Genomic DNA, 22,617 nt, shown 5'->3' with positions numbered 1-22,617 from the left:
CCGAGCCCCCAGACCCCCAGCCGGGGGCAAGCCCCCGGACCCCCGGTGGGTTGCCGCCCCGTACCAGCGATGTCGACGCCCTAGGCGTGCCCCCATGCACGTGGCAGGACCTGGGGCTACAGCGGCTTCTCGACGCGCGACGACCCGGTGTGCGGTGATCAATGGTGGTGAGGGCTACCAGGTTGGCTGGGCGCTGCCCTTGGCCAGTCAGCTCGCGCAGTAGGCGCGCGGATGGTCGTTTTCGGCGTGTTGGACATCCCCGCCGGATCGCTCGACGCTGTGATCGAGATCAGGGGGTGTTTCCGACCTGGGGACGCCGAGCGGATCAACGGGTTCGCCTCCCGTGAGGTGTGGGAGCGGCACGAACCGTTGCAGGACACCTCCAGCATCCGGTCACCGGTGGGCATCTGGTGCGGGCAGGAGGATCCGTTCCACGACGCGGCGCGGGAGCTCGCGAACAAGGTCGGTGCGGTCGGCTCGTCCGAGCACGGCGCGCACGACGACGGCTACTGGCGGCGGGTGCTGCAGGAGGCGTTGCAGTTCATCGGTATTCGTGTGGCTTTCCCGAGCGACTCGAAGAACTCCAGGTTCAGGTGGGGTAGGTACGGCTGAATCGCCTGTGTGCGTGCGTTGGAGTCAACGTGGCCGGCGCCAGAGAGCTTGGTTATGGAAGCCCAGACCAGGATCCTCCAGTCAGGCGATCTGTCGTGCCCGCAGCGTCCGATGTACCGCTCACCTGCGGCAATGACGTCTTGCACCGTGTCTTCTCGGTCTCGCTGCTCGTCGGCGAAGTCTTGGATGAGATCGTGGAACTTGCTGTCCTGCTCCAGCAGATGGACGACCCGCAACTCCCGGAGTCGTGTCCGCGCCTCCGTGACTGAGACCGCGGCGAAGGCGGCCGCGGTCTCGGCGGTGATGACGTTGAGCCGGTGCATCGCCACCAGCCGGAAGAACCGTCGCTGTTCAAGGGTGAGTGCTCGGTAGGAGAGGTCGAACACGGCCCGAACGTCGAGGTCGTCGTGCCGGAGCAGGTTCAGACGCACCTCGCGAAGCTCCTCGGCCCAGCTGTGACCGGGATCGGTCTTCCGCAGCGCCGACATGATCTGCAGCGCGAGGGGCAGCCGGCCGCACAACTTCGCGATCTCGGCGTCGCCCGTGATGCGTTCCGCGTCGGGTTCGGGCAGGACTCGGAGTTCGAGCTGGTGCGCGTCCAGCCCGGTGAGCAGGTGGCGGCTCGTGACGACGACGTGGTGCTTCGCGACCATCAGCGCGCGGATCTGCGCGGCGGTGCTGACGTTGTCCAGCACGATCAGCATCGGATCGCGAACGGAGACCAGCGACCGGTACAGCATGGCCATGTCCGCTTCCGCGGGCGGGACTTCCGTGACACCCAGGGCGCGCAGGAAGGAAGCGAGAGCCTGAGAGGGACCTGTTCGCTTTGAGGCGTCGTACCCGTGGAAGTTCCAGAACAGGCGCCCGCCGGGGAAGTCGTTGTCCTCCGCGAACCGCAACACCAGCTCGGTCTTGCCGATTCCGCCGAGCCCGGACACCACCACGACCCTGTGCTCGGCGAGTTCGGCCAGTTCGGAGTCACGGCCGCAGAAGAACGAGGAGCACGGCGGCAAGCCGTTCAGAGCGGTGGTCGGCGGGACGGGCGCGGCGATGTGAACGGAACCGACTTCGCGCGCCTGGACCACGTTGCCGTGGTTCTCCTCGACCTCGTTGCTCACCGGCGCGAGTCTGCCACCTTGAGCCGCACCACGGCCGTGCCCGCGCGACGGTCGTGCCATGTCCGCGTCCCGCGCAAATCCAAAGCCTCCACCGCGGAAAGCACCAGCAGCACCAGCCCCACCACCAGCAGAAGCGAGGCGAGCCATCCGGCCGACCCCACGGCGAGGTGCTCGCCGATGACGACCCACGGCTGTTGCCAGCCGAGGCCCGCCATCAGCGCGCTCCCGCAAGCCCAGACCGGTCAGCACGAGCACCGCGCCCGCGCCGGGCAGCGCGGTCGTGATGAGCGTGCGAGCCAGCACCCGTCGGAGGCTGAGGCCGGACGCGGGGCCCACGACCCGCAGCCCCGTCAGGGCCTTGCCGAGGGTGTTCACACGCAGCAGCAGAGCGTCGTACACGGCCGCACAGAGCACCACCAGCACGGGTTCGTGAGCCAACGGCCACGCCACGACCAGCACCAGGAGCCAGTCGAGCAGGCGGGCGATCAGCCGACGAACGAGCATGATTCACGCTATTCGGCGCAGGTCCGGCATAAGTGGTCAGTTCATGGCCACTTAGCGTACGAATTCCGCGGTCCAGCGGAACTCGTCGCGGCGCACCTTGCGCGCCTGCAAGCCGTCCGTCTCGAAGGCCATGATCTCCGACGGCGTGAGCGGCCACGGCGGGCCGTCCGGGACCGGGCCCTCCTCGCGGGCGACGGCCAGGACCAGCAGCGTTGAGCCGGTCAGCCAAGCCACGCGTTCGGTGGCCTGAGCGTGCAGGTCGACGGGCAGCGCCTGCACGGTCATGTTTTCCACGACCAGGTCGAAGGCGTGGTGCCACTCGGCCGGCGGGGTGAGCAGGTCGGCGACGACGTACGAGACCTTCGAGTCTGGATAGCGCGCGCGGACGGCGGCGATCGCGGTGGGGGAGATGTCGAACGCGGTGACCTCGAACCCCAGCGAGGCCAGGAACTCCGAGTCGCGGCCGTACCCGCAGCCCACTACCAGAGCGCGACGACCCGTGCCGTCGACTCCGGAAGCCCACTCGACGAGGTGCGGTTGCGGATGGGGCTGGTCCCACGGGACGGAAGCCGTGCCGGCGTCGGCCTCCGCGTAGAGATCTTCGAACCAACCGGTCGGGTTGGCGGCTTGCAGTCGGCGGGTGTCGTCATCAGCGGACATGACGACACTTTTTCACCTCAACGGGCAGCGCGCGCCTGACTTACGTACTCGACCAGGCCGTTGTCGGCAGGCCACCCGATCTGCGTGCTGATCGACGTCTTGTTCTCCTCCCACGACCGCTGCGCCGCCGCCTTGATCGCCGGGTCGTCACCGGTGAACTTGGCGCCGAGCGCGTCCCACTGCCGCGACAGCTCGACGACGCGCGGGTCGGAGGCGGGCGTGCCGTCGGCCATGTGCTGCCGCAACTGCTTCACCAGCTCCAGCCAGGAGGCCTTCAGCGCCTCCACGGCCTCTGGTCCCATCGCGGCCGCGCGGGACCGCAGATCGGTGAGCTGGTCGGCGGTGAAGTAGCTCTCGTACACGGACATCATCTCCAAAGTGGACAGAAGTGACTCGGTGGTGTGCCCGTCGAGCAGTGCGGTGAGCCGCGACCGCAGTGCCTCCACCTGGTGGGCCTGCGCGGTCAGCGCGGCGAGCTGGGCTTCGAAGATCGGCCGCAGCGAGTCCGATCGGGACAGTGCCGATCGGATCTCGTCAAGCGACAGGCCGAGCTGCCGTAGCGATCTCACCTGATAGAGGCGCCGGACGTCGTCCGGTGTGTACCGACGGTGACCGGATGCCGTGCGCTCGGACGCGACGACCAGTCCGATCTCGTCGTAGTGGTACAGCGCGCGGACGGTCAGTCCGCTCGCTTTGGCCAGGTCACCGATGCTCCAACGGGTCACGTCACGACCGTAGGACCTCCCGTGGCGTGAGGTTCAAGCCCTGAACACCCGATCGAGCGGATCAATACGCGTACCGAAAGCGCCGATGAGAACAAAGATCGGTCCCCAAAACCAGATTGAGGAAAACTGTGTCTCGTTCCGGACTGTTCCGCGCCGCCGCCCTCCTCGCCGCCGGTGCGGCCCCGCTGCTCGCGGGCTCGGCCAACGCCGTGGAGGTGCCGCAGCTGAACGGTGGCCTTCCCGAGGTCGGCGCGGACAAGGTGATCTCCGACGCCACCGAGCACGCGAACCCGCTCGAGTCGGCCGGCGCCGTCAACCTCGGCCAGATCAAGGCTCCCCTGGCCAGCGACCTGCCGGTTCCCGCTGCTCCCGCGGTTCCCGCCGCGCAGGAGCGCACCGTGCCGAACCCGATCGCGCCCGAGCTCGGCACCCTGCCCGGCCTGCCGAACGCGGAGGGTCTGGCCGGCAACGCGAACGTCGGCGACCTGAAGGCCCCGAGCCTGTCCGACCTGCCCACCAACGGTGTCGTGCCGAACCCGACGGTCCTGTCGGGCACCCTGCCGACGATCAACGGCTGAGTGTCACGCTGAAAATGGGCCCGTGCGCGTCACGGGCCCATTTCGTGCACCAGCAGCGCGACGTACAGCGAGAGCACGGACTCCGGGTCCTCCAGCGAGACGCCGAGCACCTGCTCGATCCGCGCCAGCTGCTGGTAGTAGGCGGTCCGTGACAGGTGCGCGGCACCGGCGGCCGCCGACTTGTTGCCGCCCTTCTCGCACAGGCACCGCAGCAGCTCCACCAGCCGTGAGCCCTGCGTGGAGTCCCGCGCCAGCAACGGCCCCAGCTCGCGGTCCGCGAACGCCCGCACCCGCTCGTCGTCGCGCAGCAGGTGCAGCAGGCCGCGCAACCGCACGTCGTCCAACCGGTGGTAGAGCTGCGATCCCGGCGCCCGCAGCGCCGCACCGGCCACGTGCGCGGCCTCACCGAGCGACCGGCGAACGTCCGTTGTGGACGTCACGGTCGTCCCCACGGCGATGACCACCGTCGACGCCGCCGTGCGGTGGATCTCGCGCGCGACCTTGCGCAACACCCCTTCGACGCCAACGGTCATCGGCACCGACAGCAGGGCCCGCACCGACGTGTCGTCCACGACGCCGACCAGCGCCGCGACCGTGACGCGCCGCCCGGCCAAGGCCGTCGCCTCGGCAAGATCACGCAGAACCTCTTGCGTGGCAAGTGTTTGCCCGGACAGCCCGGAGAGCACGGACACTGGCCGGACCGCCACCCCGATCAGCTGCCGCCGTTCGAGCGGCACGCCCAGCGCCGCCGCCCGCGCACCGAGATCGGGCGACTGCGGTGACTGGCCCAGCAGCTGAGAGAGCAACGTCCGGTGCGTCTGCCGTTCCAGCGACTCCCGGTCACGCGCCACCAATCGGTGCACGGCCAGTGCGGAAGCGGCGCGCTCGGCGACCACCACGTGCCGGTGCGGCGGGGGATCCGGCGACACCATCACGAGCCGTCCCCAGTCCGCCCCGCGTGCGCCGACGATCGTGATCAACCACCCGGAAGCGGTGTCGTAGGCGGTCCGCTCGGACACCGTGACGGCACGTGAGCGCGCCGCCCAGTCGTCCAGCAGGACCACCGGATCGTGCCCTGCCGCGTCGTAGGCCAGCACGTCGTGGCCCAGCGTCTCCAGCACGACCGGCAGCCCGGACGTGCGCGCCACCTCGCGCAGCACCTCGGCGGGCTCGGCCCCGGCGACCGTCAGCGCCGTGAACGTCTCGTGCACCTGCTCCGCGGCCCGCAGCTCGGCCAGCTGGGCGTCCACGATCAGTCCCACGACCGCCTCGGTGACGGCCACGTACTTCGTCTCCTCGGACAGCGTGACCAGCGGTAACCCATGCCGTTCCGCCGCGGTGACCAGCGCGGCCGGCACGTCGTCGCGCCACCGCCGCCCCAGCTCGACGACCAGCCCGGCGCAGCCGACGGCGGCCAGTTCCTCGACGTAGCGGGCGAGGCCGGACTCGGGCAGCATCACACCGGTGGTGAGCACCAGCTCGCCACCGCGCAGCAGCGGCGCGATGTCTGCGATCTCCGCCACATGCACCCATCGCACCCGGCGCGACAGTCCGGCCGACCCGGCCACCAAACGCGGCTTTCCCTGCCGGATCACCGGAAGAGCGACGACTTCGGCGACGGTCGGGTACATGGACACAACGTAATGCCAAACAGCCGATCCAGGTACACGTTGTGCATGGCGGCGAACCCGGCGCGGCACCAGACTCCGAGGTCAGGCGTAAGACCCCTGGAGGACGAGATGGCCCACAAAGAGCTGCTGGCACGGCACCGCGCGGTGATGCCGAAGTGGCTGGCCCTCTACTACGACGAGCCCATCGAGATCGCGAGCGCGAGCGGGCGCCGGGTCACCGACCGCGAGGGCACGACCTACCTGGACTTCTTCGCGGGCATCCTGACCAACGCCATCGGCTACGACGTCGCGGAGATCAGCGACGCCATCCGTTCGCAGCTCGACACCGGCGTCCTGCACAGCTCGACCCTGTACCTGATCAAGTCGCAGGTCGAGCTGGCCGAGAAGATCGCGGAGCTGTCCGGCATTCCGGACGCCAAGGTGTTCTTCACCAACTCCGGCACCGAGGCCAACGAGACCGCGCTGATGCTCGCCACGACGGCCCGCCGCAGCGAGCAGGTGCTGGCCCTGCGCAACAGCTACCACGGTCGTGCGTTCGCCACGGTTGCGATCACCGGCAACCGCGGCTGGTCCGCGTCGGCGCTCTCGCCGATCAAGGTCAGCTGGGTGCACGGCGGCTACCGCTACCGTTCGCCGTTCAAGGCGATGGACGACAAGGACTACATCAAGGCCTGCGTCGACGACCTGCGCGAGATCATCGAGACCACGACGGCCGGTGACGTCGCGTGCATGATCGCCGAGCCGATCCAGGGCGTCGGCGGCTTCACCTCCCCGCCCGACGGCCTGTTCCGCGCGTTCAAGGACGTCCTGGACGAGTACGGGATCCTCTTCGTCTCCGACGAGGTGCAGACCGGCTGGGGCCGCACCGGCGAGCACTTCTGGGGCATCCAGGCGCACGACGTGGTGCCGGACGCGATGACGTTCGCGAAGGGCCTCGGCAACGGCCTCGCGATCGGCGGCGTGGTCGCGCGCGGCGACCTGATGGACGCGATCAACGCCAACTCGATCTCGACGTTCGGCGGCAACCCCGTCTCCACCGCGGGCGCTCTGGCCACGGTGAACTACCTGCTCGAGCACGACCTGCAGGCCAACGCGGCCAAGCTCGGCTCGCGGCTGCTCGGGGGCCTGCGCGAGCTCGCGGAGAAGCACCCGGTCATCGGTGACGTGCGCGGCAAGGGCCTGATGGTCGGCGTCGAGTTCGTCGGTCCCGAGGGCGAGCCGAACCCCGGCGCCGCTGCCACGGTGCTGAGCGAGACGAAGGCGCGCGGTCTGCTCGTCGGCAAGGGTGGCTTGTACGGCAACGTGATCCGGTTGGCGCCTCCGATGACGCTGACCGAGGACGAGCTCGAAGAGGCTCTGGGCATCCTGACGCAGGCGGTGGAGCGGACATGATCAAACACTGGATCGGCGGCAAGAACTGGGAAGCCGCTCCCGAACGGTCCGGCGACGTCTACGACCCGACGACCGGCAAGGTGGCGAACCAGGTCGCGTTCGCCTCGGTGTCCGAAGTGGACGCGGCGGTGTCCGCGGCCGCGGAAGCGTTTGCGTCGTGGCGCAACGCGTCGCTGGCGCACCGCTCGACGGTGATGTTCAAGTTCCGCGAGCTGCTGAACGCGCGCAAGGGTGATCTTGCGCGGATCGTCTCCGCGGAGCACGGCAAGGTGGTGTCCGACGCGGGTGGCGAGATCCAGCGCGCTCTGGAGTCGGTCGAGTACGCGTGCGGGATCCCGCAGCTGCTCAAGGGCGGCTTCAGCGAGAACGCGTCGACGCGCGTGGACGTCTACTCGATCCAGCAGCCGGTGGGCGTGGTCGGCGTGATCTCGCCGTTCAACTTCCCGGCGATGGTGCCGCTGTGGTTCGTCCCGACGGCGATCGCCTGCGGCAACACGGTCGTGCTGAAGCCCTCGGAGAAGGACCCGTCGGCGTCGAACTTCATCGCCGAGCTGTTCGCCGAGGCAGGGCTGCCGGACGGCGTGCTCAACGTCGTGCACGGCGACAAGGTGGCCGTGGACCGGCTGCTCGAACACCCGACGGTGAAGGCGATCTCGTTCGTCGGCTCCACGCCGATCGCCCGGTACGTCTACGAGACCGGTACCTCGCACGGCAAGCGCGTGCAGGCGTTGGGCGGCGCGAAGAACCACATGGTCGTGCTGCCCGATGCGGATCTGGACCTGGCTGCGGACGCGGCTGTGTCCGCCGGGTTCGGCTCGGCGGGGGAGCGGTGCATGGCCATCTCGGTGGTCGTGGCCGTCGGCCCGGTCGCGACTCGCTCGTGGAGAAGATCCAGTCGCGGATCGCCGATGTGAAGGTCGGTTCCGGGCCGTCGAGCGAGATGGGACCGCTCGTCACCGGCGTGCACCTGGACAAGGTCACGTCCTATTTGGACGCTGGCGTGCAGGCAGGCGCGTCGCTGGTCGTGGACGGACGGGACCACCTCATCGACGGTGAGGCGAGCGGGTTCTGGCTCGGGCCGACGCTGTTCGACCACGTCGGCACGGACATGACGATCTACACCGACGAGATCTTCGGGCCGGTGCTGTCGGTGGTCCGCTGCGACACCTACGAAGAAGCCGTCGAGATGGTGAACGTGAACCGCTACGGCAACGGCACCGCGATCTTCACCAACGACGGCGGCGCGGCCCGCCGGTTCCAGAACGAGATCGAGGTCGGCATGGTCGGCGTGAACGTGCCGATCCCGGTGCCGGTGGCCTACTACTCGTTCGGCGGCTGGAAGGAATCGCTGTTCGGCGACGCGCACGCGTACGGGCCGCACGGCGTGCACTTCTTCACCCGCTCGAAGGTGATCACCTCCCGGTGGCTGGACCCGTCGCACGGAGGCGTGAACCTGGGCTTCCCGCAGAACACGTGAGCGAACGCCGGGCGGATGCCACGATGGCGCGATGACCGTCCGGCGCTCTTACGACCTCGTGGCCGCGCGCTATGCCGCCGAACTGGGCGATGAGCTCGCGGGGAAGCCGCTGGACCGTGCGCTGCTCGACGTGGTGGCCGAGCTCGCGGACGGCCCGGTGCTCGACGTCGGCTGCGGACCGGGCCACGTGGCGGCCTATCTCGCCGATCGAGTGCCTGTTGTCGGCGTCGACCTGTCACCGCAGATGTGCGCGCACGCCTCGGTACCGGTGTGCGCCGGCGACATGACGGCGTTGCCGTTCCGTTCCCACTCGGTGTCGGCGCTCGTCTGCCTGTACGCGGTCATCCACCTGGACGCCGGGGAACGCGCGGCGGCCTACGCCGAGTTCGCGCGGGTGCTGCGACCTGGCGGGCACGCGTTGGTCGCGTTCCACGTGCGCGACGCGGATACCCGATCAGGTCAGGAGAGAACGCTGACGCAGTGGTGGGGGAACGACGTCGAGCTGACCTTCCGGTTCCTCGACCCCGAGGTGGAGACGCGGGCGTTGGCGGAGGCGGGCCTCACGGTGACGGCCCGCCTCGACCGCGCTCCGGACCCGCGTGCGGAGCACGCGAGCGACCGGACCTACTTGCTCGCGCGGGCGGCCAGCGCCTCCGGCAGCGGGTCGTAGCGGGAGAAGCGGCGCGTGAACGTCCCGGTGCCCGACGTCATCGCGCGCAGCTCGATCGCGTACCTGAGCAGCTCGGACGAAGGCACCTCGGCCCTGATCACCGTCCGCCCGCCTTCGTCGGCCTCGGTCCCGAGCACCCGCCCGCGCCGTCCTGACAGGTCGCCCAGCACCGTGCCCAGGTGCTCGTCGGGCAGGCGGATCGCGACCTCGTCCATGGGCTCCAGCAACGTGGTCCTCCCGGCGGACGCGGCCTCCTTCAACGCCAGCGCGCCCGCGGTCTGGAACGCCGCGTCCGACGAGTCGACCGAGTGCGCCTTGCCGTCGACCAGCGTCACCCGGACGTCGACCACCGGTGTGCCGTCCTGCAGGCCTTTCTCCAGCTGTGCCCGCACGCCCTTCTCCACCGACGGGATGAACTGGTTGGGGATCGCGCCACCCACGATCTTGTCGACGAACTCGAACCCGGAACCGCGGGGGAGTGGTTCGACGACGATGTCGCACACCGCGTACTGGCCGTGACCTCCAGATTGCTTCACATGTCGGCCGTGACCTTTCGCGCTCCCCGCAAAGGTTTGCCGCAACGGCACGCGCACAGGCTCGGTGTCGATCTCCGCGCCACCGGCACGCAGCCTGGCCAGCACGACGTCCGCGTGCGCCTCGCCCATGCACCACAGGACCATCTGGTGCGTCTCGGCGTTGCGGTCCAGCCGCAGCGTCGGGTCGCTGGCGACCAGACGGTTGAGGTTGCGGGCCAGGTTGTCCTCGTCGCTGCGGGTGCGCGGCACGACCGCGACGGGCAGCAGCGGTTCCGGCATGTCCCACGGGGCCATCAGCAACGGCTTTTCGGGGGCGGACACGGTGTCGCCGGTCTCGGCGGTGGTCAGCTTGGTCAGCGCGCACAGGTCGCCGGCGACGCAGTACGGGACCTCGCGCAGGTTGGCGCCCATCGGCGAATAGATGTGGGCCACGCGTTCGTCCGCGTCGTGGTCCTCGTGGCCGCGGTCGGCCATGCCGTGGCCGGACACGTGCACGGGGCGTTCGGGGCGCAGCGTGCCGGAGAAGACGCGGACCAGCGACACGCGGCCGACGTAGGAGTCCACAGCGGTGCGGACCACCTCGGCGACGAGTGGCCCGTCCGGGTCGGCGGCCATGCGGGGCTGGGGGATGCCGTCAACCGACGTCACGGAGGGAACCTCGTGCTCCAGTGGTGACGGGAACGCGCGCGCGATGCCGTCCAGCAGTTCGGTCAGGCCCATGCCGGTCGCGGCGCACACGGGCATCACCGGGTGGAAGGAGCCGCGTGCGACGGCGGTCTCCAGGTCCGCGATCAGCGTGTCCTGGTCGATCTCCTCGCCCGCCAGGTAGCGGTCCATGAGGGTCTCGTCCTCGCTCTCGGCGATGATCCCCTCGATCAGCGCGGCCCGTTCGTCGGGATAGTTGTCCCCGGACGTGAGCAGGCCGACCAGCTGGTCACCCTCCTGCATGTACAGCGGCACGACACCCGCGCCGAAAGCCGCCTGGCACGCGAGGACCTCGGTCATGACGTCTGCACGGTGGTGGTCGGTGCGTGTGATGACGACGGCACGCGGCATGCCGACGAGAGCGCACTCCTCCCACAGCGCGATGGTGGCCGAGTCGACGCCCTCGAAAGCGTTGACAACAAAAAGGGCCGCATCCGCGGCCCGTAGTCCTGCCCTGAGCTCACCCACGAAGTCGACGTATCCGGGGGTGTCGATCAGATTGATCTTGATGTCCCCGTGCTGGATCGGCGCTACAGCGAGGCCGACCGATCGTTGTTGCCGCACCGCTGCCGGGTCGTGATCGCAGACGGTCGTGCCCTCGGTGACCGACCCCGCGCGGGTCAGCACGCCGGTGGCGGCGAGCAGGGCCTCGGTGAGCGTCGTCTTGCCGGCGCCGGACGGACCGACGAGCACGACGTTGCGGACCTTGGCCGGGTCGTCCACAGCGACCGCGCCTGCCGGTGTCCCGTTGTCGGAGTGCTTGCTTCCCATTGCTACCTCCGTCAAGTCGTAGTGTTCGATCTCACACCCGTTCACCTCCGGGTACAAGTGCGGAGACCCGAGTGGATGCCTCCGCGCTCACGAGGCTGTTCCCCTGATGCGGCCGTGACACGTGTCACGACCTGCGGTTGATCGTGAAGTGGCCTTCTGATTCCGGGCTCCAGTGGCTTGGGTGAGGGGGCCACGTCAGACGTAGGATGAGTTCACCAAGACTTCCCCTCGTGAAAGGTTGCCCAGGTGAGCACTGATCAGGTCACGGGTACCGCCCGCGTCAAGCGCGGCATGGCCGAGATGCTCAAGGGTGGCGTGATCATGGACGTGGTCGACGCCACCCAGGCGAAGATCGCGGAGGACGCGGGCGCCGTCGCCGTCATGGCCCTCGAGCGCGTGCCCGCCGACATCCGCGCCCAGGGCGGCGTCGCGCGCATGAGCGACCCCGACCTGATCGACGGGATCATCAACGCCGTCTCGATCCCCGTGATGGCCAAGGCCCGCATCGGCCACTTCGTCGAGGCCCAGGTCCTCGCCTCCCTCGGTGTCGACTACATCGACGAGTCCGAGGTGCTGACGCCGGCCGACTACGCCAACCACATCGACAAGTGGGCGTTCACCGTGCCTTTCGTGTGCGGTGCGACGAACCTCGGCGAGGCCCTGCGCCGCATCACCGAGGGCGCGGCCATGATCCGCTCCAAGGGCGAGGCCGGCACCGGTGACGTCTCCAACGCCACCACGCACATGCGCAAGATCCGCCAGGAGATCCGCCGCCTGCAGAACCTCCCCGAGGACGAGCTGTACGTGGCCGCCAAGGAGCTCCAGGCGCCGTACGAGCTCGTGAAGGAGATCGCGCAGAACGGCAAGCTCCCCGTCGTGCTGTTCACCGCCGGCGGCATCGCGACCCCGGCCGACGCCGCGATGATGATGCAGCTCGGCGCCGAGGGTGTGTTCGTCGGTTCCGGCATCTTCAAGTCCGGCAACCCGGCCCAGCGCGCCGAGGCCATCGTGAAGGCCACGACCTTCTACGACGACCCGGACGTCATCGCCAAGGTCTCGCGCGGCCTGGGCGAGGCCATGGTCGGCATCAACGTCGAGGACGTCCCCGAGCCGCACCGCCTGGCCGAGCGCGGCTGGTAAGCAACTCTCGCGAACGAAGGCGCATCGCTCAGCAGCGGTGCGCCTTCGTCGTTCCTACGAGGTCTGCGTGAAGCAGTACGTCGTCTTGATCTCCGGGTACGCCAGCGCCAGCAACGGGTTCGGGCCGCACGCGGCCTTGTCCACGGTGTTCGCGAGCACCTTCACCCGTGCCACCCCGAAGGTCCCGCACTCCTTCTTCGGGACGGCGGCCTGGATCTGGGCGAGCGAGAAGTCGTAGCACTGGCCGTCGGCGAACACCGGGATCAGGCAGACCGACACGCGCTCCAGCACGCTGAACTTGACGTACTGGACGTACCCGTCCGCCACCTCGCCGCACTTCTCGCTCGACGACGACGCGACCTTGCTGACCGTGTAGTTGTTCTCGCCGCAGGAAACCTTCTTGTAGTCCGGCTGGGCCGCGTTGCCGGTCATCAGCACGCAGTCGCCGACCTCCGCGAACGGCGCCGGCTTCGACGTGGTCGTCGGCGGAGTGGTGGTGCGAGCGGTGGCCGACGTCGGCGCGCTGCTGCCGCCGAAGTCGATGGTGTCCTTGGTGGACAACCAGAAGATCACGCCGCCCAGCAGCAGCGCGAACACCGCGAGCACGATGACGATCTTCACTCCCGCGCCGGACTCGCGGTGCGGTGCCACGGGGATGACCGGCTCCGGCACGTCGTACACACCGATGGGCCTGCCGGTGCCCGTGCCGGGCGGTGGCGGCTGCTCCGGCGGCGCGGCGAAGGCGGAGAACGGATCGGGGCTGGGCGGCCCGTACAGGTCCGCGGACTCGGGTCTCGGGCGCTCGGGTTCGTTCGGTGGTGTGCTCATCAGATTCCCCCAGGATTTCGCGCGAGCCTAACCGGTCGCTCCCTTCCCCGGCGCCGAGGTCGTCCTGCTGCCATGATCGGCTCATGTACCGGGGAGTTCGCGTGTTTGTCCTGGTAGTGGTCCTGCTGGCCGGTGTCGCTGCCTGCGGTCGCAGCGGTGAGGAGATCACACGGCTGCGGCAGGCGGTCGAGGCCGAGATGGCGAAAGCACCACTACCGCCGGGGGCGCGGCTGCTCACCGAGCGCGGCAGGTTCGACAAGGGCTGCCACGACTTCTGGGAGTGCGCCGACGGCCCTGACCGGCCCGCGGTCTACGAGGCCGACCTCTACCTGGGACGGCCCCCGGCCGACCTGGCGAGCATGTGCGCGTACTTCGTCGCGATGCTGCGCGGCGCCGGATTCCGGCTGGCGGGGAGTTGGGAGCGCACGCCGTTCGAGATCGGCGAGGCGGCGTGCGCTGCCGGGCATCCCGGCGCTGGGACGGTGGTCAGGCAGGACGGCACCTCGTTCAGCGACAACGCGACGCTCGAGTTCTCGCTGCTCGACGGCGACACGGTGGCGCCGAGGTACAAGCTCATCTATGAGCCTCACGAACCGGTGCGGCTGACAGAGGTGCGCTTGACCCGTTCGATGGTCGCGCACCTCCGCAAGGAGCTCGATCGTGAGTTCGTGCTGGCGGCCGCCCCCGAGGCCGACGGGATCACCACCGGAGACCTGAAAGGGCAGCAGTGGACGGTGCCGCCCGACGTGACCTCGCTGCGGTTCGAGATCACGTGCGACGAACAGGACGAGGTCGAGGTGCAGGCCAAGGACCCGAGCTCGCCGGACTCCGGGCGGCGCACGGTGCAGTGCACCGGCGCCGCCACGGCGGTGGACATGCCCGTGTCCCTCAAGAGAGACAAGGTGTTCGTCGTGTTCACCGTGTACGGACGGTCGGCGACGCCCGGTGCGCAACCGCACCGGAACGGGGATTACCTGGTCAGGTTCGTCAGCCGGTCGTAAAACCGGCCGACCCGACCCGTGGGCGCGACGGCCCACGGGTCAGGCCGAACGGCGCTCAGGTGCGCACCGTCTCCGCGAGACCGGACAAAGCGGCGGGCAACGGCTCGTGGTGCAGCACGCCGAGCCGTTGCGTGGCACGGGTCAGCGCCACGTAGAGCTCGGCCGCACCACGCGGCCCGTCAGCCAGAATCCGTTCTGGCGCAACGACGAGCACCGAGTCGTACTCCAGCCCCTTGGTCTCGGAGGCCGGCACCGTGCCGGGCACGCCGGGCGGCCCGATCACGACGCTCGTTCCTTCGAAAGCCGCTTCCGCTCGCACGAACTCCTCGATCGCCTCGGGCAGCTCGTCCGAGGTCACCTGCCGCGCCCACGGCTGGACACCGTTGGCGCGCACCGATTCCGGAGCCTTCACGTCCGGCGCGAACTCGGCGAGCACCTGTGCCGCGACGGCCATGATCTCCGCGGGCGTGCGGTAGTTGACCGTCAAAGACCGGTACACCCAGCGGCCCGGCACGTACGGCTCCAGCATCTCGCCCCACGACGAGGCACCCGCCGCCGAACGACGCTGCGCCAGGTCGCCCACCACCGTGAAGGAACGGCCGGGGCAGCGGCGCATCAGCACGCGCCAGTCCATTTCGGACAGTTCCTGGGCCTCGTCGACCACCACGTGCCGGTAGGTCCAGCTCCGGTCCGCGAGAGCGCGTTCGACGAGCGTGCGCTGGTCGTGCTCCTCGAAGCGCTCGGCCAGGTCCTCGGCGAACAGCATGTCCGTGGCGAAGAGGTGGTCCTCGTCGTCCATGTGGTCCTGGCGGCCGACCATGCTTTCCAGCACCTCGGCGGCGTAGCGCGCCTCAGCCTTGCGTTCGGCGGCGGTGGCCTGGTCGACGGCCTGCTCGGTGCCGTCGCGGCCCAGCAGGTCGTGCAGCTCGTCGAGCAACGGCACGTCCGAGACCGTCCAGGCCTCGCCGTCGGCGCGGTGCAGCGACGGGTCGCCGCCTGCCGCGGCCAGCCGTTCCGGTGACGAGTACAGCTGACCCAGCAGCCACTGCGGAGTCAGCAAGGGCCACAAGGAATCCATCACCTGGACGAACGTCTCGTCGTCGGCCAGGTCCTTGGTCAGGCCCGCACGCATCTCCTCCCAGGCCACCTTGTCGGACCGGGACATCCAGCCCTTCCCGATCCGGCCGATCGCGCGCTCGGTCAGGACGTACGTGATGATCTCGCGGAACACCGCGCGGGCCTCGTTGTGCGGCAGGCCGCTGTCGCGCGCCTCCTGCCTGGCCCACTCGGCGACATCCACGTTGATCGGGACGACGACGTCCTTCATCGCGATCGGGATCGGCTCGGAAGGCAGTGGCTGCCGGTCCGCGACGGCCGCTTTCAGCACGTCCAGCATCTTCAGTGAACCCTTGAGCCGCGCGACGTCGGGAGTGTCCTCCGCCGTCACGGTGAGGCCGGGCAGGAGGCTGCCGGCGGTCGAGAACACCACGTCGGACTCGCCCAGTGACGGCAGCACCCGGCCGATGTGGTTGAGGAACGCCGGGTTCGGGCCGACGACGAGCACGCCGTGCCGTTCCATGCGCTCTCGTTGCGTGTACATCAGGTACGCGACGCGGTGCAGCGCCACGACGGTCTTGCCGGTGCCGGGACCGCCCTCGATCACCAGCACGCCGGGGTGGTCGAGCCGGATGATCGCGTCCTGTTCGGACTGGATGGTCGCCACGATGTCGCGCATGCCCTCGCCGCGCGGCGCGTTCAACGCCTCGAGGAGGCGACGTCGCCCTGCTCCTCACCGAGCCTGCCGAACACCTCGTCCGTGAAGCCCGCCACAGTGCGGCGGCGGGTGTGGAACTGGCGACGCCTGCTCATGCCCTCGGCGTTGGCGCCGGTGGCCGTGTAGAACGGGCGCGCGGCCGGTGCCCGCCAGTCGAGCAGCGCCGGCTCGAACTCGTTCTCCTCGTCGAACAGGCCGATCCGGCCGATGTAGGACACGTCACCGTCGACGCTGTCCAACCGGCCGAAGCACAGGCCGTAGTCGGCCACGTTCAGGCGCTTCATCTCGCGGTGCCGTGCGCGCACCTCGTTGTCCCGGTCCATGGCGGTTTCGCCGGTGCCACCCAGCGCTGACTGGTACGCGGCCTTCACGCGCGCGCGTTCGGCATCGAGCCGTGCGTAGAGACCGGCCACGTATTCACGCTCGGACTGCAGTTCTTCTTCGTACCCCACGTGCTCCCCAGTGCGCCTGTGTTCTGGCATGAGGCGATGAGTGTGAACGATGGACGGGGCCTTGTGGCAAGGCCCCCTGTCTGCTATACGGTTAAGTGGGACGAAGACCACCGCGTTCGTGTGGAGCGCGTGTAGGGCCCGTGTAGTTCTCCTCCCCAGGCTGAGTGGCATCCACTCGACAGGGGAGATCAACCGTGAAGCGGATTCTCGTAGCGCTCAGCGCTGCCGTCCTGAGTCTGGCGGCACTCCAAGCACCGTCCGCGGTGGCGGCACCGCCGACGCCCGCGTTCGGAGCGGCGATCGACAGGTACGCCACCTACGTGGGGCAGACGACCTGCGATCCGGACGCCAAGCCGGGTGTCAACGGGTTCAGAGACCTGCTCAAGGCGGAGTACGGGCGTGCCGACCTCGGGATGGTCCGCGCGTGCGGCACCGGCGGGCAGAGCGAGCACAAGGAGGGCCGCGCGCTCGACTACCCGTTCAACGCGGCCAACTCCACGCAGGCGGCGCAGGCCCAGGACATCATCAACTGGCTGCTCGCCACCGACCAGCACGGCAACGCGCACGCGCTGGCCCGGCGCTTCGGGATCATGTACATGATCTGGAACCACAAGATCTGGAAGGCCTACGAGGCCTCCCAGGGCTGGCAGTCCTACAGCGGTGCCAGCCCGCACACCGACCACATCCACTTCAGCTTCAGCTGGGCGGGCGCGCGCAAGCAGACGACGTGGTGGACGGCCGCGCGCAGCCTGTCCGCGGAGAGCGTGAACGGCGACAGGTACGACGACCTGCTCGCGGTCAGCCCCGACAACGTCATGCGCCTCTACCCCGGTACGTCCGCGGGGACGTTCGGCGGCTCCAGCGAGATCGGGCCCGGCTGGTCGGCGTCGTTCAACCGCATCGGCGTCGGCGACACGAACGCCGACGGCTTCGCCGACATCCTCGCCACCGACACCGACGGTTCGCTGCACTACTGGCACAACTCGGGCCGCGGCACGTTCACCAAGCTGGCCAACGGCGGCTCCGGCTGGCAGACGCTGGAGTGGTTCGCGGTGATGGACGTCAACGGCGACAACAGGGCGGACGTCGTGGGCCGCGACGGCGGCCGGCTCTACTGGTACCCCGGCGAGGGTTCCGGCAAGTTCTCCTCCCGGATCTTCATCGGTGAGGGCTGGGCGACGTACCCCCGGTTCGCCGGCGGTGACGCGGACGGCGACGGCGACGGCGACCTGTGGGCCACGAACGCGGCCGGTGAGCTGTGGTTCTGGGAGGGCAACGGCAACGGCACCTTCTCGAGCGGCCGCGAGGTCGGCGCCGGCTGGTCCGGCTTCACCGGGCTCAACGTGCTCGACGTGAACGGCGACGCGAAGGCCGACATCGTGGCGGTGCGCGCCAGCGACGCGACCTTGTGGCGGTGGAGCGGAGAGGGCGACGGAACGCTGGCCACGGCGGTGCAGGTCGGCTCCGGGTGGAGTGGCTACCGGCCCGCTGCCTACTGACGCGGGACAACGCGGGATGCGAGGCATTGGCCCTCGTATCCCGCATCAGACCGTGTGCTCCATGACCATCATCGCGGTCGTGCCCGGTTCCAGCGCCTTGCAGATGTGCGGCAGGTCTCCGGGATAGACGATGTAGTCGCCGGGTCCGAGCTCGACCGGGTCGTCGGCGAGCCCGGCCAGGCACCGGCCGGAAGCGACGATCATGTGCTCGACGCTGCCCGGCACGTGCGGCTCGGACTCGCGGGCGCCGCCCGGCTCCAGGGTCAGCCAGTAGATGTCGTGCTTGGTACCCGGACGGCAGGCGGCCAGCAGGGTGGCGGAGTAGTGCGCGCGTTCGGAGTGGATGACCGGGCCCTCGCCCGCGCGGATCACCTGGACGCGCGGCACGGCGGGTTCGACAAGGCGGCTGAACGGGACGCCCAGCGCCACGCCGAGCGCCCACAGGGTCTCCACGCTGGGGTTCCCGGCTCCGGACTCCAGCTGGGAGAGCGTCGACTTCGCGATTCCGGCCTTGCGAGCGACCTCGGTGAGCGACATACCGGTGCGGTCTCGCTCACGCCGGAGGTTGGCCGCGATGAGGTCGAGTGGTGCGTTCGACACAGAAGTCCATCCGTTCGTCTTGACGAACACCCGTTCAAGTGTTCATCGTAATGGGTGATGCGTTCGATATGGCGAACCCTTGATGCTGTGCTCCTGCGTGACGTGGCCGCAGTGGCACTCGGTGCCGCGGTCACCGGCGCTTCGTTCGGCGCGATCTCGGTCGGCTCCGGCCTGCCGTGGTGGATGCCGGTGCTGATGTCGTTGGTGATCTTCGCGGGCGGCTCGCAGTTCATGGCGGTGGGCATCGTCGCCGCTGGTGGCAGCCCTGCCGCCGCGGTGCTGGCCGGGCTGGTGCTCAACGCGCGGCACCTGCCGTTCGGGCTGGCGATCGGCGACGTGCTGGGCAACGGCTGGCTGGCACGGATCGTCGGCAGCCACTTGCTCATCGACGAGTCGACGGCCTTCGCGATGGCGCAAAAGGACCCCTCGAGAGCGCGTGCGGCTTACTGGGCGTGCGGCGTGTCGTTGTTCTTCTGCTGGAACGCGGGTGTGCTCATCGGCGCGCTCGCCGGGCAGGCGATCGGCGACCCGATGACGTTCGGGCTGGACGCGGCGTTCCCGGCGGCACTGCTCGCGCTCACGTTGCCCGCACTGAAGGACGTGGCCACGCGCAACGCGGCGCTCCTCGGTGCCGCGATAGCGCTCGCGACCACGCCGTTCCTGCCTGCGGGTGTGCCCGTGCTGCTCGCGCTCGCCGGACTGTTCGTCTTCAAGACGAAGAAGGAGGCACCGTGCCCGTCACCGCAGTCCTGATCCTCGCCGCCGGCACCTTCGCGATCCGGCTCGCGGGTCCGCTGCTGCGCGATCGCGTCACGTTGCCGGAGAAGGTCCGCGAACTGCTGTCGGCGTCGGCGACCGTGCTGTTGTTCGCGCTGGTGGCGATCTCGGCGCTGACGAGCGGCAAGCAGTTCGGTGGCTGGGCGCTGGCGATCGGCGTGGTGGTCGGCGGGCTGGCGGCGTGGCGCAAACTGCCGTTCGTCGCCGTGATCGTGCTGGCCGCGGCCACCACGGCGGGGTTGAGGCTCATCGGCGTGGCATGACGGCGATGCCTCCGCAATAGGGGACCGATGGGCGACAGGCCTCAGATGGACCCATGGCTGCGAAACCTGGACTGGTCGGGCGGGACCGGGAGACGGCTGCGCTGGCGGACGCGCTGACCGCGGCGGCGGGCGGCGACGGGCACCTCGTGGTGGCCACCGGGGGACTGGGGGCCGGCAAGACGGCACTGCTCACCACCGCGCGGGAGCTGGCCGCGCGGCACGGGTTCACGGTGCTGGCGGCACGGGGCAGCTATCTGGAACGCGAGCTGCCGTTCGGGGTGGTGAGCCGCCTGTTCGTCTGCGTCCAGCCGGGCGAGGAGGTCCAGCACCTGCCGCGCATCGCCGCCGCGCTGGGCCAGTCCGACTCGCTCGCCGAACCCGGCCCGGTGACGTTGCCCGAACTGCACGTCCTGCACCGCGCACTGGCGCGGATGGCCGCCGAACGCCCCGTCGCCGTCGTCGTCGACGACGCGCAGTGGGCCGACCAGCCGTCGTTGCAGTGGCTCAGCACTCTTCCGCACCGCATCGAGCACCTGCCGATCTTCGTCCTGGCGGGGGTCGGCGCGGGGGAGGCCTGCACCGGGCCGCAGACCCTCGAGGAGCTGCTCGCCGCCGGCACCACCGAGATCCGCCTGGACGAGCTGTCGTTCGACGGCGCGCGGGCGTTGATCGAGCAGGAGCTTCGCCGCTCGGTCGAAGACGAGTTCGTTGCACTGTGCCGTGCTGAGGCGGGCGGCAATCCGTTGCTGCTGCTGAACCTCGTGCGCGCGTACAGCGACCACGTCGAAGGGCTCACCGCGCCGGCGTTGCTGCCGACCGTCAACGTCCGCCTGCGCCGCCTCTCCCCGCACGCCCCTGACGCGCTGCACGCGCTGGCCGTGCTGGGCGGCGAGGTCACGCTGCCGCGCGTCGCCGAGCTGATCGGCACCGAACCGTGCGAGCTCGCCGGCACGATCGCTGCGCTGCGCAGGATGGGCCTGCTGTCGCCGACGGTTCTTTGGTGCATCCGTTGGTGCGCAACACCTTGCGCGAGGAGCTCACCATCACCGAGCGTCAGGACCTGCACGCCGCCGCTGCCCGGCTGCTGACCGAGACCGGCGCGTCGGCCGAGGCGGTGGCCGAGCACCTGGTCGAGACCCGGCCGCTGGGCGAGGAGTGGGCGACGGGCGTGCTGGTGTCCGCCGCAGGACGTGCCCGCGCGCGCAATCGGGTCGTGGACGCCGTCCGGTATCTGCGCCGGGCGATGGACGAGCCGGGATCCGGTGAGCTGCTCGCCGAGCTCGGCGAAGTCGAGTCCTATGTGGACGTTCCGGCGGCCGTGGACCACCTGGGCGAGGCTGATCCCGCGCACCCTGCGCTGCCGGGCCTGCTCGTGTTGCTGGGGGAGGAGCCGGAGTTCGAGCCGGGCACGATCGGCGACCCGGACGTGGTGCCGTCGACGCCGTCGGAGTTCGACCCGTACCTGCGGGCGATCGGCTTTCTTCGGCTGCGCGGCGAGCTGACGGCCGCGTACGCCCGCGTGGACCGTGCGCTGACCGTTGCGCGGAGGTGGCAGCACCGGCCGTGTGTGGCGGCGGCGCTCACGGCACGGTCAGCGTGCCTGCGGGATCTCGGACGGCTGGCGGGCGCCGAGTCCGATGCCCGCGAGGCACTGGCGGTGCTGGAGAGCTGCGGTGCGGCGCGGGTGTCCACGCCGATTTTCGCCGCGTTGACCGAACTCGCGTTGGCACTGCTGGAAATGGGCGACGTCGAGGTGGCGTCGCAGGTGTTCGAGGTCGTGCCGGGCGAGGTGCCGGACCTGTTCGGCGCACCGGCTCTGCTGGCGGCGCGAGTACGGGTGCGGATCGCGGCCGAGCGGCGCAAGGACGGCGTGCGCGATTTGTTGGACTGCGGTGAACGGTTGCGTGCGCGCGGTGGCGACGGCCTGTCGTGGCGGCTGCCGCTGGGCGGCGATCACCTCGTCGCGGAGGAGCTTTTAGCGCGCGCAACGGGTGCGGTGTTGCCGTTGGCGGCGGCGTTGCGTGAACGGGGTGTGCTGCTCGGCGTGGAAGGCGTTGCGCTGCTGGAGGAATCGGTCGGACTGCTGGCTTCGACGGGCGCGTTGCTCGAACGGGCGCGCAGCCACTTCGCGCTGGGCAGGGCGCTGCACCTGGCAGGACGGGTCAAGCCGGCACGCGCCGAGCTGCGCGTGGCCGTGGACCTCGCCGACGACTGCGGTGTCGAGGAGCTGGCGGAGGAGATCCGGCAGGAGCTGGCGGCAGGGCCCGCGGGACTCACGGAGTCGGAGCGCAGAGTGGCCGCGCTGGCCGCCGAGGGCAAGATGAACCGCGAGATCGCGGCCGCGCTGTTCGTGCAGCTGCGGACCGTCGAGATCCACCTGACCAAGGTTTATCGCAAGCTCGGCATTGACGGTCGCGACCAGCTCGCACCCGCATTGCGACTGGCGAGTTAGTGCTTCCGAACGTGCGAAAACAGCAGATTTGTATGAACCTCTGTCACCTCTCGCCGACTGGTGAACTTGTCCAGTACGAGTCGTTGAAGATGGCCGACGTCCGCTACCGCGACATGGACCAGGAAATCTTCCGGACCTGTCACGTGTGAGAGCGCAAGAGTTTCCGGAAGGCTCAGCACATAGGCCATGAACGGGTCGACGATCTCCTTGGTGTGCGGGCGGATCTTCAACGCGAGCATCGCCTGCACGGGTCGCCCGATCGCGCCCAGATCGACCTCGGCGTGGTACCCGGTGATCACGCCGCGCTCCCGCAGCGCCCGGTGCCGGACCACCGCCGTGGACTGGGCGACGTTCACGCGTTCCGCCAGGTCCTTGTTCTGCAGCCGCGCGTCCTTCCGCAGCTCCCGCACGATGGCCTCGTTGATCGAATCAAGCACGGCTTCTCTCCGTTC

19 protein-coding genes and 2 pseudogenes are annotated in these 22,617 nt (G+C 69.6%); 12 read left to right on the top strand and 9 right to left on the bottom strand.

Translation table 11 applies throughout. From position 1 onward, the window contains the following. Positions 1-231: 231 nt before the first annotated feature. Positions 232-612, top strand: a complete 381-nt coding sequence (locus FXN61_RS08440) for an alpha/beta hydrolase (RefSeq protein WP_167971901.1) — start codon at positions 232-234, stop codon at positions 610-612. Here FXN61_RS08440 and FXN61_RS08435 read toward each other — a convergent pair. From FXN61_RS08435 to FXN61_RS08425, 3 genes are read right to left on the bottom strand one after another with little or no spacing between them, the layout of a single operon-like run. Beyond that, positions 507-2,234, bottom strand: a complete 1,728-nt coding sequence (locus FXN61_RS08435) for a hypothetical protein (RefSeq protein WP_167971899.1) — start codon at positions 2,232-2,234, stop codon at positions 507-509. The genes FXN61_RS08440 and FXN61_RS08435 overlap by 106 nt on opposite strands. A gap of 51 nt (positions 2,235-2,285) precedes the next feature. After that, positions 2,286-2,894 carry a class I SAM-dependent methyltransferase gene (locus tag FXN61_RS08430; protein ID WP_167971897.1) on the bottom strand — a complete coding sequence of 203 codons (609 nt, stop codon included), beginning with the start codon at positions 2,892-2,894 and terminating at the stop codon, positions 2,286-2,288. A 17-nt stretch (positions 2,895-2,911) separates the two neighbouring features. After that, positions 2,912-3,619 carry a MerR family transcriptional regulator gene (locus FXN61_RS08425; protein ID WP_167971895.1) on the bottom strand — a complete coding sequence of 236 codons (708 nt, stop codon included), beginning with the start codon at positions 3,617-3,619 and terminating at the stop codon, positions 2,912-2,914. A gap of 128 nt (positions 3,620-3,747) precedes the next feature. On the opposite strand from FXN61_RS08425, the gene FXN61_RS08420 reads away from it, so the two are divergent. Beyond that, a complete protein-coding gene (locus FXN61_RS08420; RefSeq protein WP_167971893.1) occupies positions 3,748-4,197 on the top strand; it encodes a hypothetical protein in 450 nt (149 codons plus the stop codon). Positions 4,198-4,226: 29 nt separating this feature from the next. Here FXN61_RS08420 and FXN61_RS08415 read toward each other — a convergent pair whose 3' ends face one another. Beyond that, the gene (locus tag FXN61_RS08415) at positions 4,227-5,828 is read right to left on the bottom strand and encodes a PucR family transcriptional regulator (protein ID WP_167971891.1); all 1,602 of its coding nucleotides are present in this window, start codon (positions 5,826-5,828) and stop codon (positions 4,227-4,229) included. 108 nt (positions 5,829-5,936) lie between these two features. Between FXN61_RS08415 and FXN61_RS08410 the strand changes: the two genes are divergently transcribed. The 3 genes and pseudogenes from FXN61_RS08410 (at position 5,937) to FXN61_RS08400 (ending at position 9,367) form a co-directional block, all read left to right on the top strand. Then, on the top strand, positions 5,937-7,220 hold the full coding sequence (locus FXN61_RS08410; protein WP_167971889.1) for an aspartate aminotransferase family protein: 1,284 nt from the start codon (positions 5,937-5,939) through the stop codon (positions 7,218-7,220). Continuing rightward, a pseudogene (locus FXN61_RS08405) lies at positions 7,217-8,697 on the top strand (CoA-acylating methylmalonate-semialdehyde dehydrogenase). Before FXN61_RS08410 ends, FXN61_RS08405 begins: the two are co-directional and overlap by 4 nt. A 31-nt stretch (positions 8,698-8,728) precedes the next feature. Further along, positions 8,729-9,367, top strand: a complete 639-nt coding sequence (locus tag FXN61_RS08400; RefSeq protein WP_167971886.1) for a class I SAM-dependent methyltransferase — start codon at positions 8,729-8,731, stop codon at positions 9,365-9,367. Here the strand turns inward: FXN61_RS08400 and FXN61_RS08395 are convergent. Beyond that, positions 9,322-11,379 carry an elongation factor G-like protein EF-G2 gene (locus FXN61_RS08395; protein ID WP_167971884.1) on the bottom strand — a complete coding sequence of 686 codons (2,058 nt, stop codon included), beginning with the start codon at positions 11,377-11,379 and terminating at the stop codon, positions 9,322-9,324. The genes FXN61_RS08400 and FXN61_RS08395 overlap by 46 nt on opposite strands. Before the next feature lie 246 nt (positions 11,380-11,625). Here FXN61_RS08395 and pdxS point away from each other — a divergent pair, with 246 nt between their 5' ends. Beyond that, positions 11,626-12,519, top strand: coding sequence for a pyridoxal 5'-phosphate synthase lyase subunit PdxS (pdxS, locus tag FXN61_RS08390; protein WP_086667803.1), 894 nt, complete (start codon positions 11,626-11,628; stop codon positions 12,517-12,519). A 54-nt stretch (positions 12,520-12,573) separates the two neighbouring features. On the opposite strand, the gene FXN61_RS08385 is transcribed toward pdxS, so the two are convergent. Continuing rightward, positions 12,574-13,347 carry an LppU/SCO3897 family protein gene (locus tag FXN61_RS08385; protein ID WP_167971881.1) on the bottom strand — a complete coding sequence of 258 codons (774 nt, stop codon included), beginning with the start codon at positions 13,345-13,347 and terminating at the stop codon, positions 12,574-12,576. A gap of 101 nt (positions 13,348-13,448) precedes the next feature. Here FXN61_RS08385 and FXN61_RS08380 point away from each other — a divergent pair, with 101 nt between their 5' ends. After that, entirely contained in the window at positions 13,449-14,348 is a 900-nt protein-coding gene (locus tag FXN61_RS08380; RefSeq protein WP_167971879.1) for a hypothetical protein, read from the top strand. Positions 14,349-14,403: 55 nt separating this feature from the next. Here FXN61_RS08380 and helR read toward each other — a convergent pair. Beyond that, a pseudogene (gene helR / locus FXN61_RS08375) lies at positions 14,404-16,604 on the bottom strand (RNA polymerase recycling motor ATPase HelR). Positions 16,605-16,768: 164 nt separating this feature from the next. Here helR and FXN61_RS51680 point away from each other — a divergent pair. Beyond that, positions 16,769-18,073 (top strand): FG-GAP repeat domain-containing protein, encoded by a 1,305-nt coding sequence (locus FXN61_RS51680; RefSeq protein ID WP_167971877.1) that lies wholly within the window; start codon positions 16,769-16,771, stop codon positions 18,071-18,073. Between the two features lie 45 nt (positions 18,074-18,118). Here FXN61_RS51680 and FXN61_RS08365 read toward each other — a convergent pair whose 3' ends face one another. Continuing rightward, on the bottom strand, positions 18,119-18,703 hold the full coding sequence (locus FXN61_RS08365; RefSeq protein ID WP_167971875.1) for a helix-turn-helix domain-containing protein: 585 nt from the start codon (positions 18,701-18,703) through the stop codon (positions 18,119-18,121). A 27-nt stretch (positions 18,704-18,730) separates the two neighbouring features. Between FXN61_RS08365 and FXN61_RS08360 the strand changes: the two genes are divergently transcribed. Genes FXN61_RS08360 through FXN61_RS08345 form a run of 4 tightly spaced genes read left to right on the top strand, consistent with a single transcriptional unit; the run spans position 18,731 to position 22,165 of the window. Continuing rightward, positions 18,731-19,426, top strand: coding sequence for an AzlC family ABC transporter permease (locus FXN61_RS08360; protein ID WP_167971873.1), 696 nt, complete (start codon positions 18,731-18,733; stop codon positions 19,424-19,426). Further along, a complete protein-coding gene (locus tag FXN61_RS08355) occupies positions 19,405-19,713 on the top strand; it encodes a branched-chain amino acid transport AzlD family protein (protein ID WP_167971871.1) in 309 nt (102 codons plus the stop codon). The genes FXN61_RS08360 and FXN61_RS08355 overlap by 22 nt, the downstream gene beginning before the upstream one ends. Positions 19,714-19,766: 53 nt before the next feature. Continuing rightward, positions 19,767-20,801 (top strand): BREX system ATP-binding domain-containing protein, encoded by a 1,035-nt coding sequence (locus FXN61_RS08350; RefSeq protein ID WP_167971869.1) that lies wholly within the window; start codon positions 19,767-19,769, stop codon positions 20,799-20,801. Beyond that, a complete protein-coding gene (locus FXN61_RS08345; RefSeq protein WP_188134819.1) occupies positions 20,714-22,165 on the top strand; it encodes a LuxR family transcriptional regulator in 1,452 nt (483 codons plus the stop codon). The genes FXN61_RS08350 and FXN61_RS08345 overlap by 88 nt, the downstream gene beginning before the upstream one ends. On the opposite strand, the gene FXN61_RS08340 is transcribed toward FXN61_RS08345, so the two are convergent. Continuing rightward, complete coding sequence (locus FXN61_RS08340) at positions 22,162-22,602, bottom strand: Lrp/AsnC family transcriptional regulator (RefSeq protein WP_167971867.1); 441 nt, start codon at positions 22,600-22,602, stop codon at positions 22,162-22,164. The two genes, FXN61_RS08345 and FXN61_RS08340, sit on opposite strands and share 4 nt — an antisense overlap. Positions 22,603-22,617: the final 15 nt, after the last annotated feature.

The organism is Lentzea indica, assembly GCF_012184385.1.
GTDB classification, from domain to species: Bacteria; Actinomycetota; Actinomycetes; order Mycobacteriales; family Pseudonocardiaceae; genus Lentzea; species Lentzea indica.
Note: the sequence above shows the minus strand (reverse complement) of the source record. Positions and strands in the feature narration are given on the sequence as shown.

Coding starts and splice junctions, on each gene's coding strand:
- FXN61_RS08435 (WP_167971899.1), bottom strand. CDS start 2,234: ATGCTCGTTCGTCGGCTGATCGCCCGCCTGCTCGACTGGCTCCTGGTG.
- FXN61_RS08350 (WP_167971869.1), top strand. CDS start 19,767: ATGGCTGCGAAACCTGGACTGGTCGGGCGGGACCGGGAGACGGCTGCG.
- FXN61_RS08395 (WP_167971884.1), bottom strand. CDS start 11,379: ATGGGAAGCAAGCACTCCGACAACGGGACACCGGCAGGCGCGGTCGCT.
- FXN61_RS08385 (WP_167971881.1), bottom strand. CDS start 13,347: ATGAGCACACCACCGAACGAACCCGAGCGCCCGAGACCCGAGTCCGCG.
- FXN61_RS08410 (WP_167971889.1), top strand. CDS start 5,937: ATGGCCCACAAAGAGCTGCTGGCACGGCACCGCGCGGTGATGCCGAAG.
- FXN61_RS08360 (WP_167971873.1), top strand. CDS start 18,731: ATGCGTTCGATATGGCGAACCCTTGATGCTGTGCTCCTGCGTGACGTG.
- FXN61_RS08440 (WP_167971901.1), top strand. CDS start 232: ATGGTCGTTTTCGGCGTGTTGGACATCCCCGCCGGATCGCTCGACGCT.
- FXN61_RS08430 (WP_167971897.1), bottom strand. CDS start 2,894: ATGTCCGCTGATGACGACACCCGCCGACTGCAAGCCGCCAACCCGACC.
- FXN61_RS08400 (WP_167971886.1), top strand. CDS start 8,729: ATGACCGTCCGGCGCTCTTACGACCTCGTGGCCGCGCGCTATGCCGCC.
- FXN61_RS08415 (WP_167971891.1), bottom strand. CDS start 5,828: ATGTACCCGACCGTCGCCGAAGTCGTCGCTCTTCCGGTGATCCGGCAG.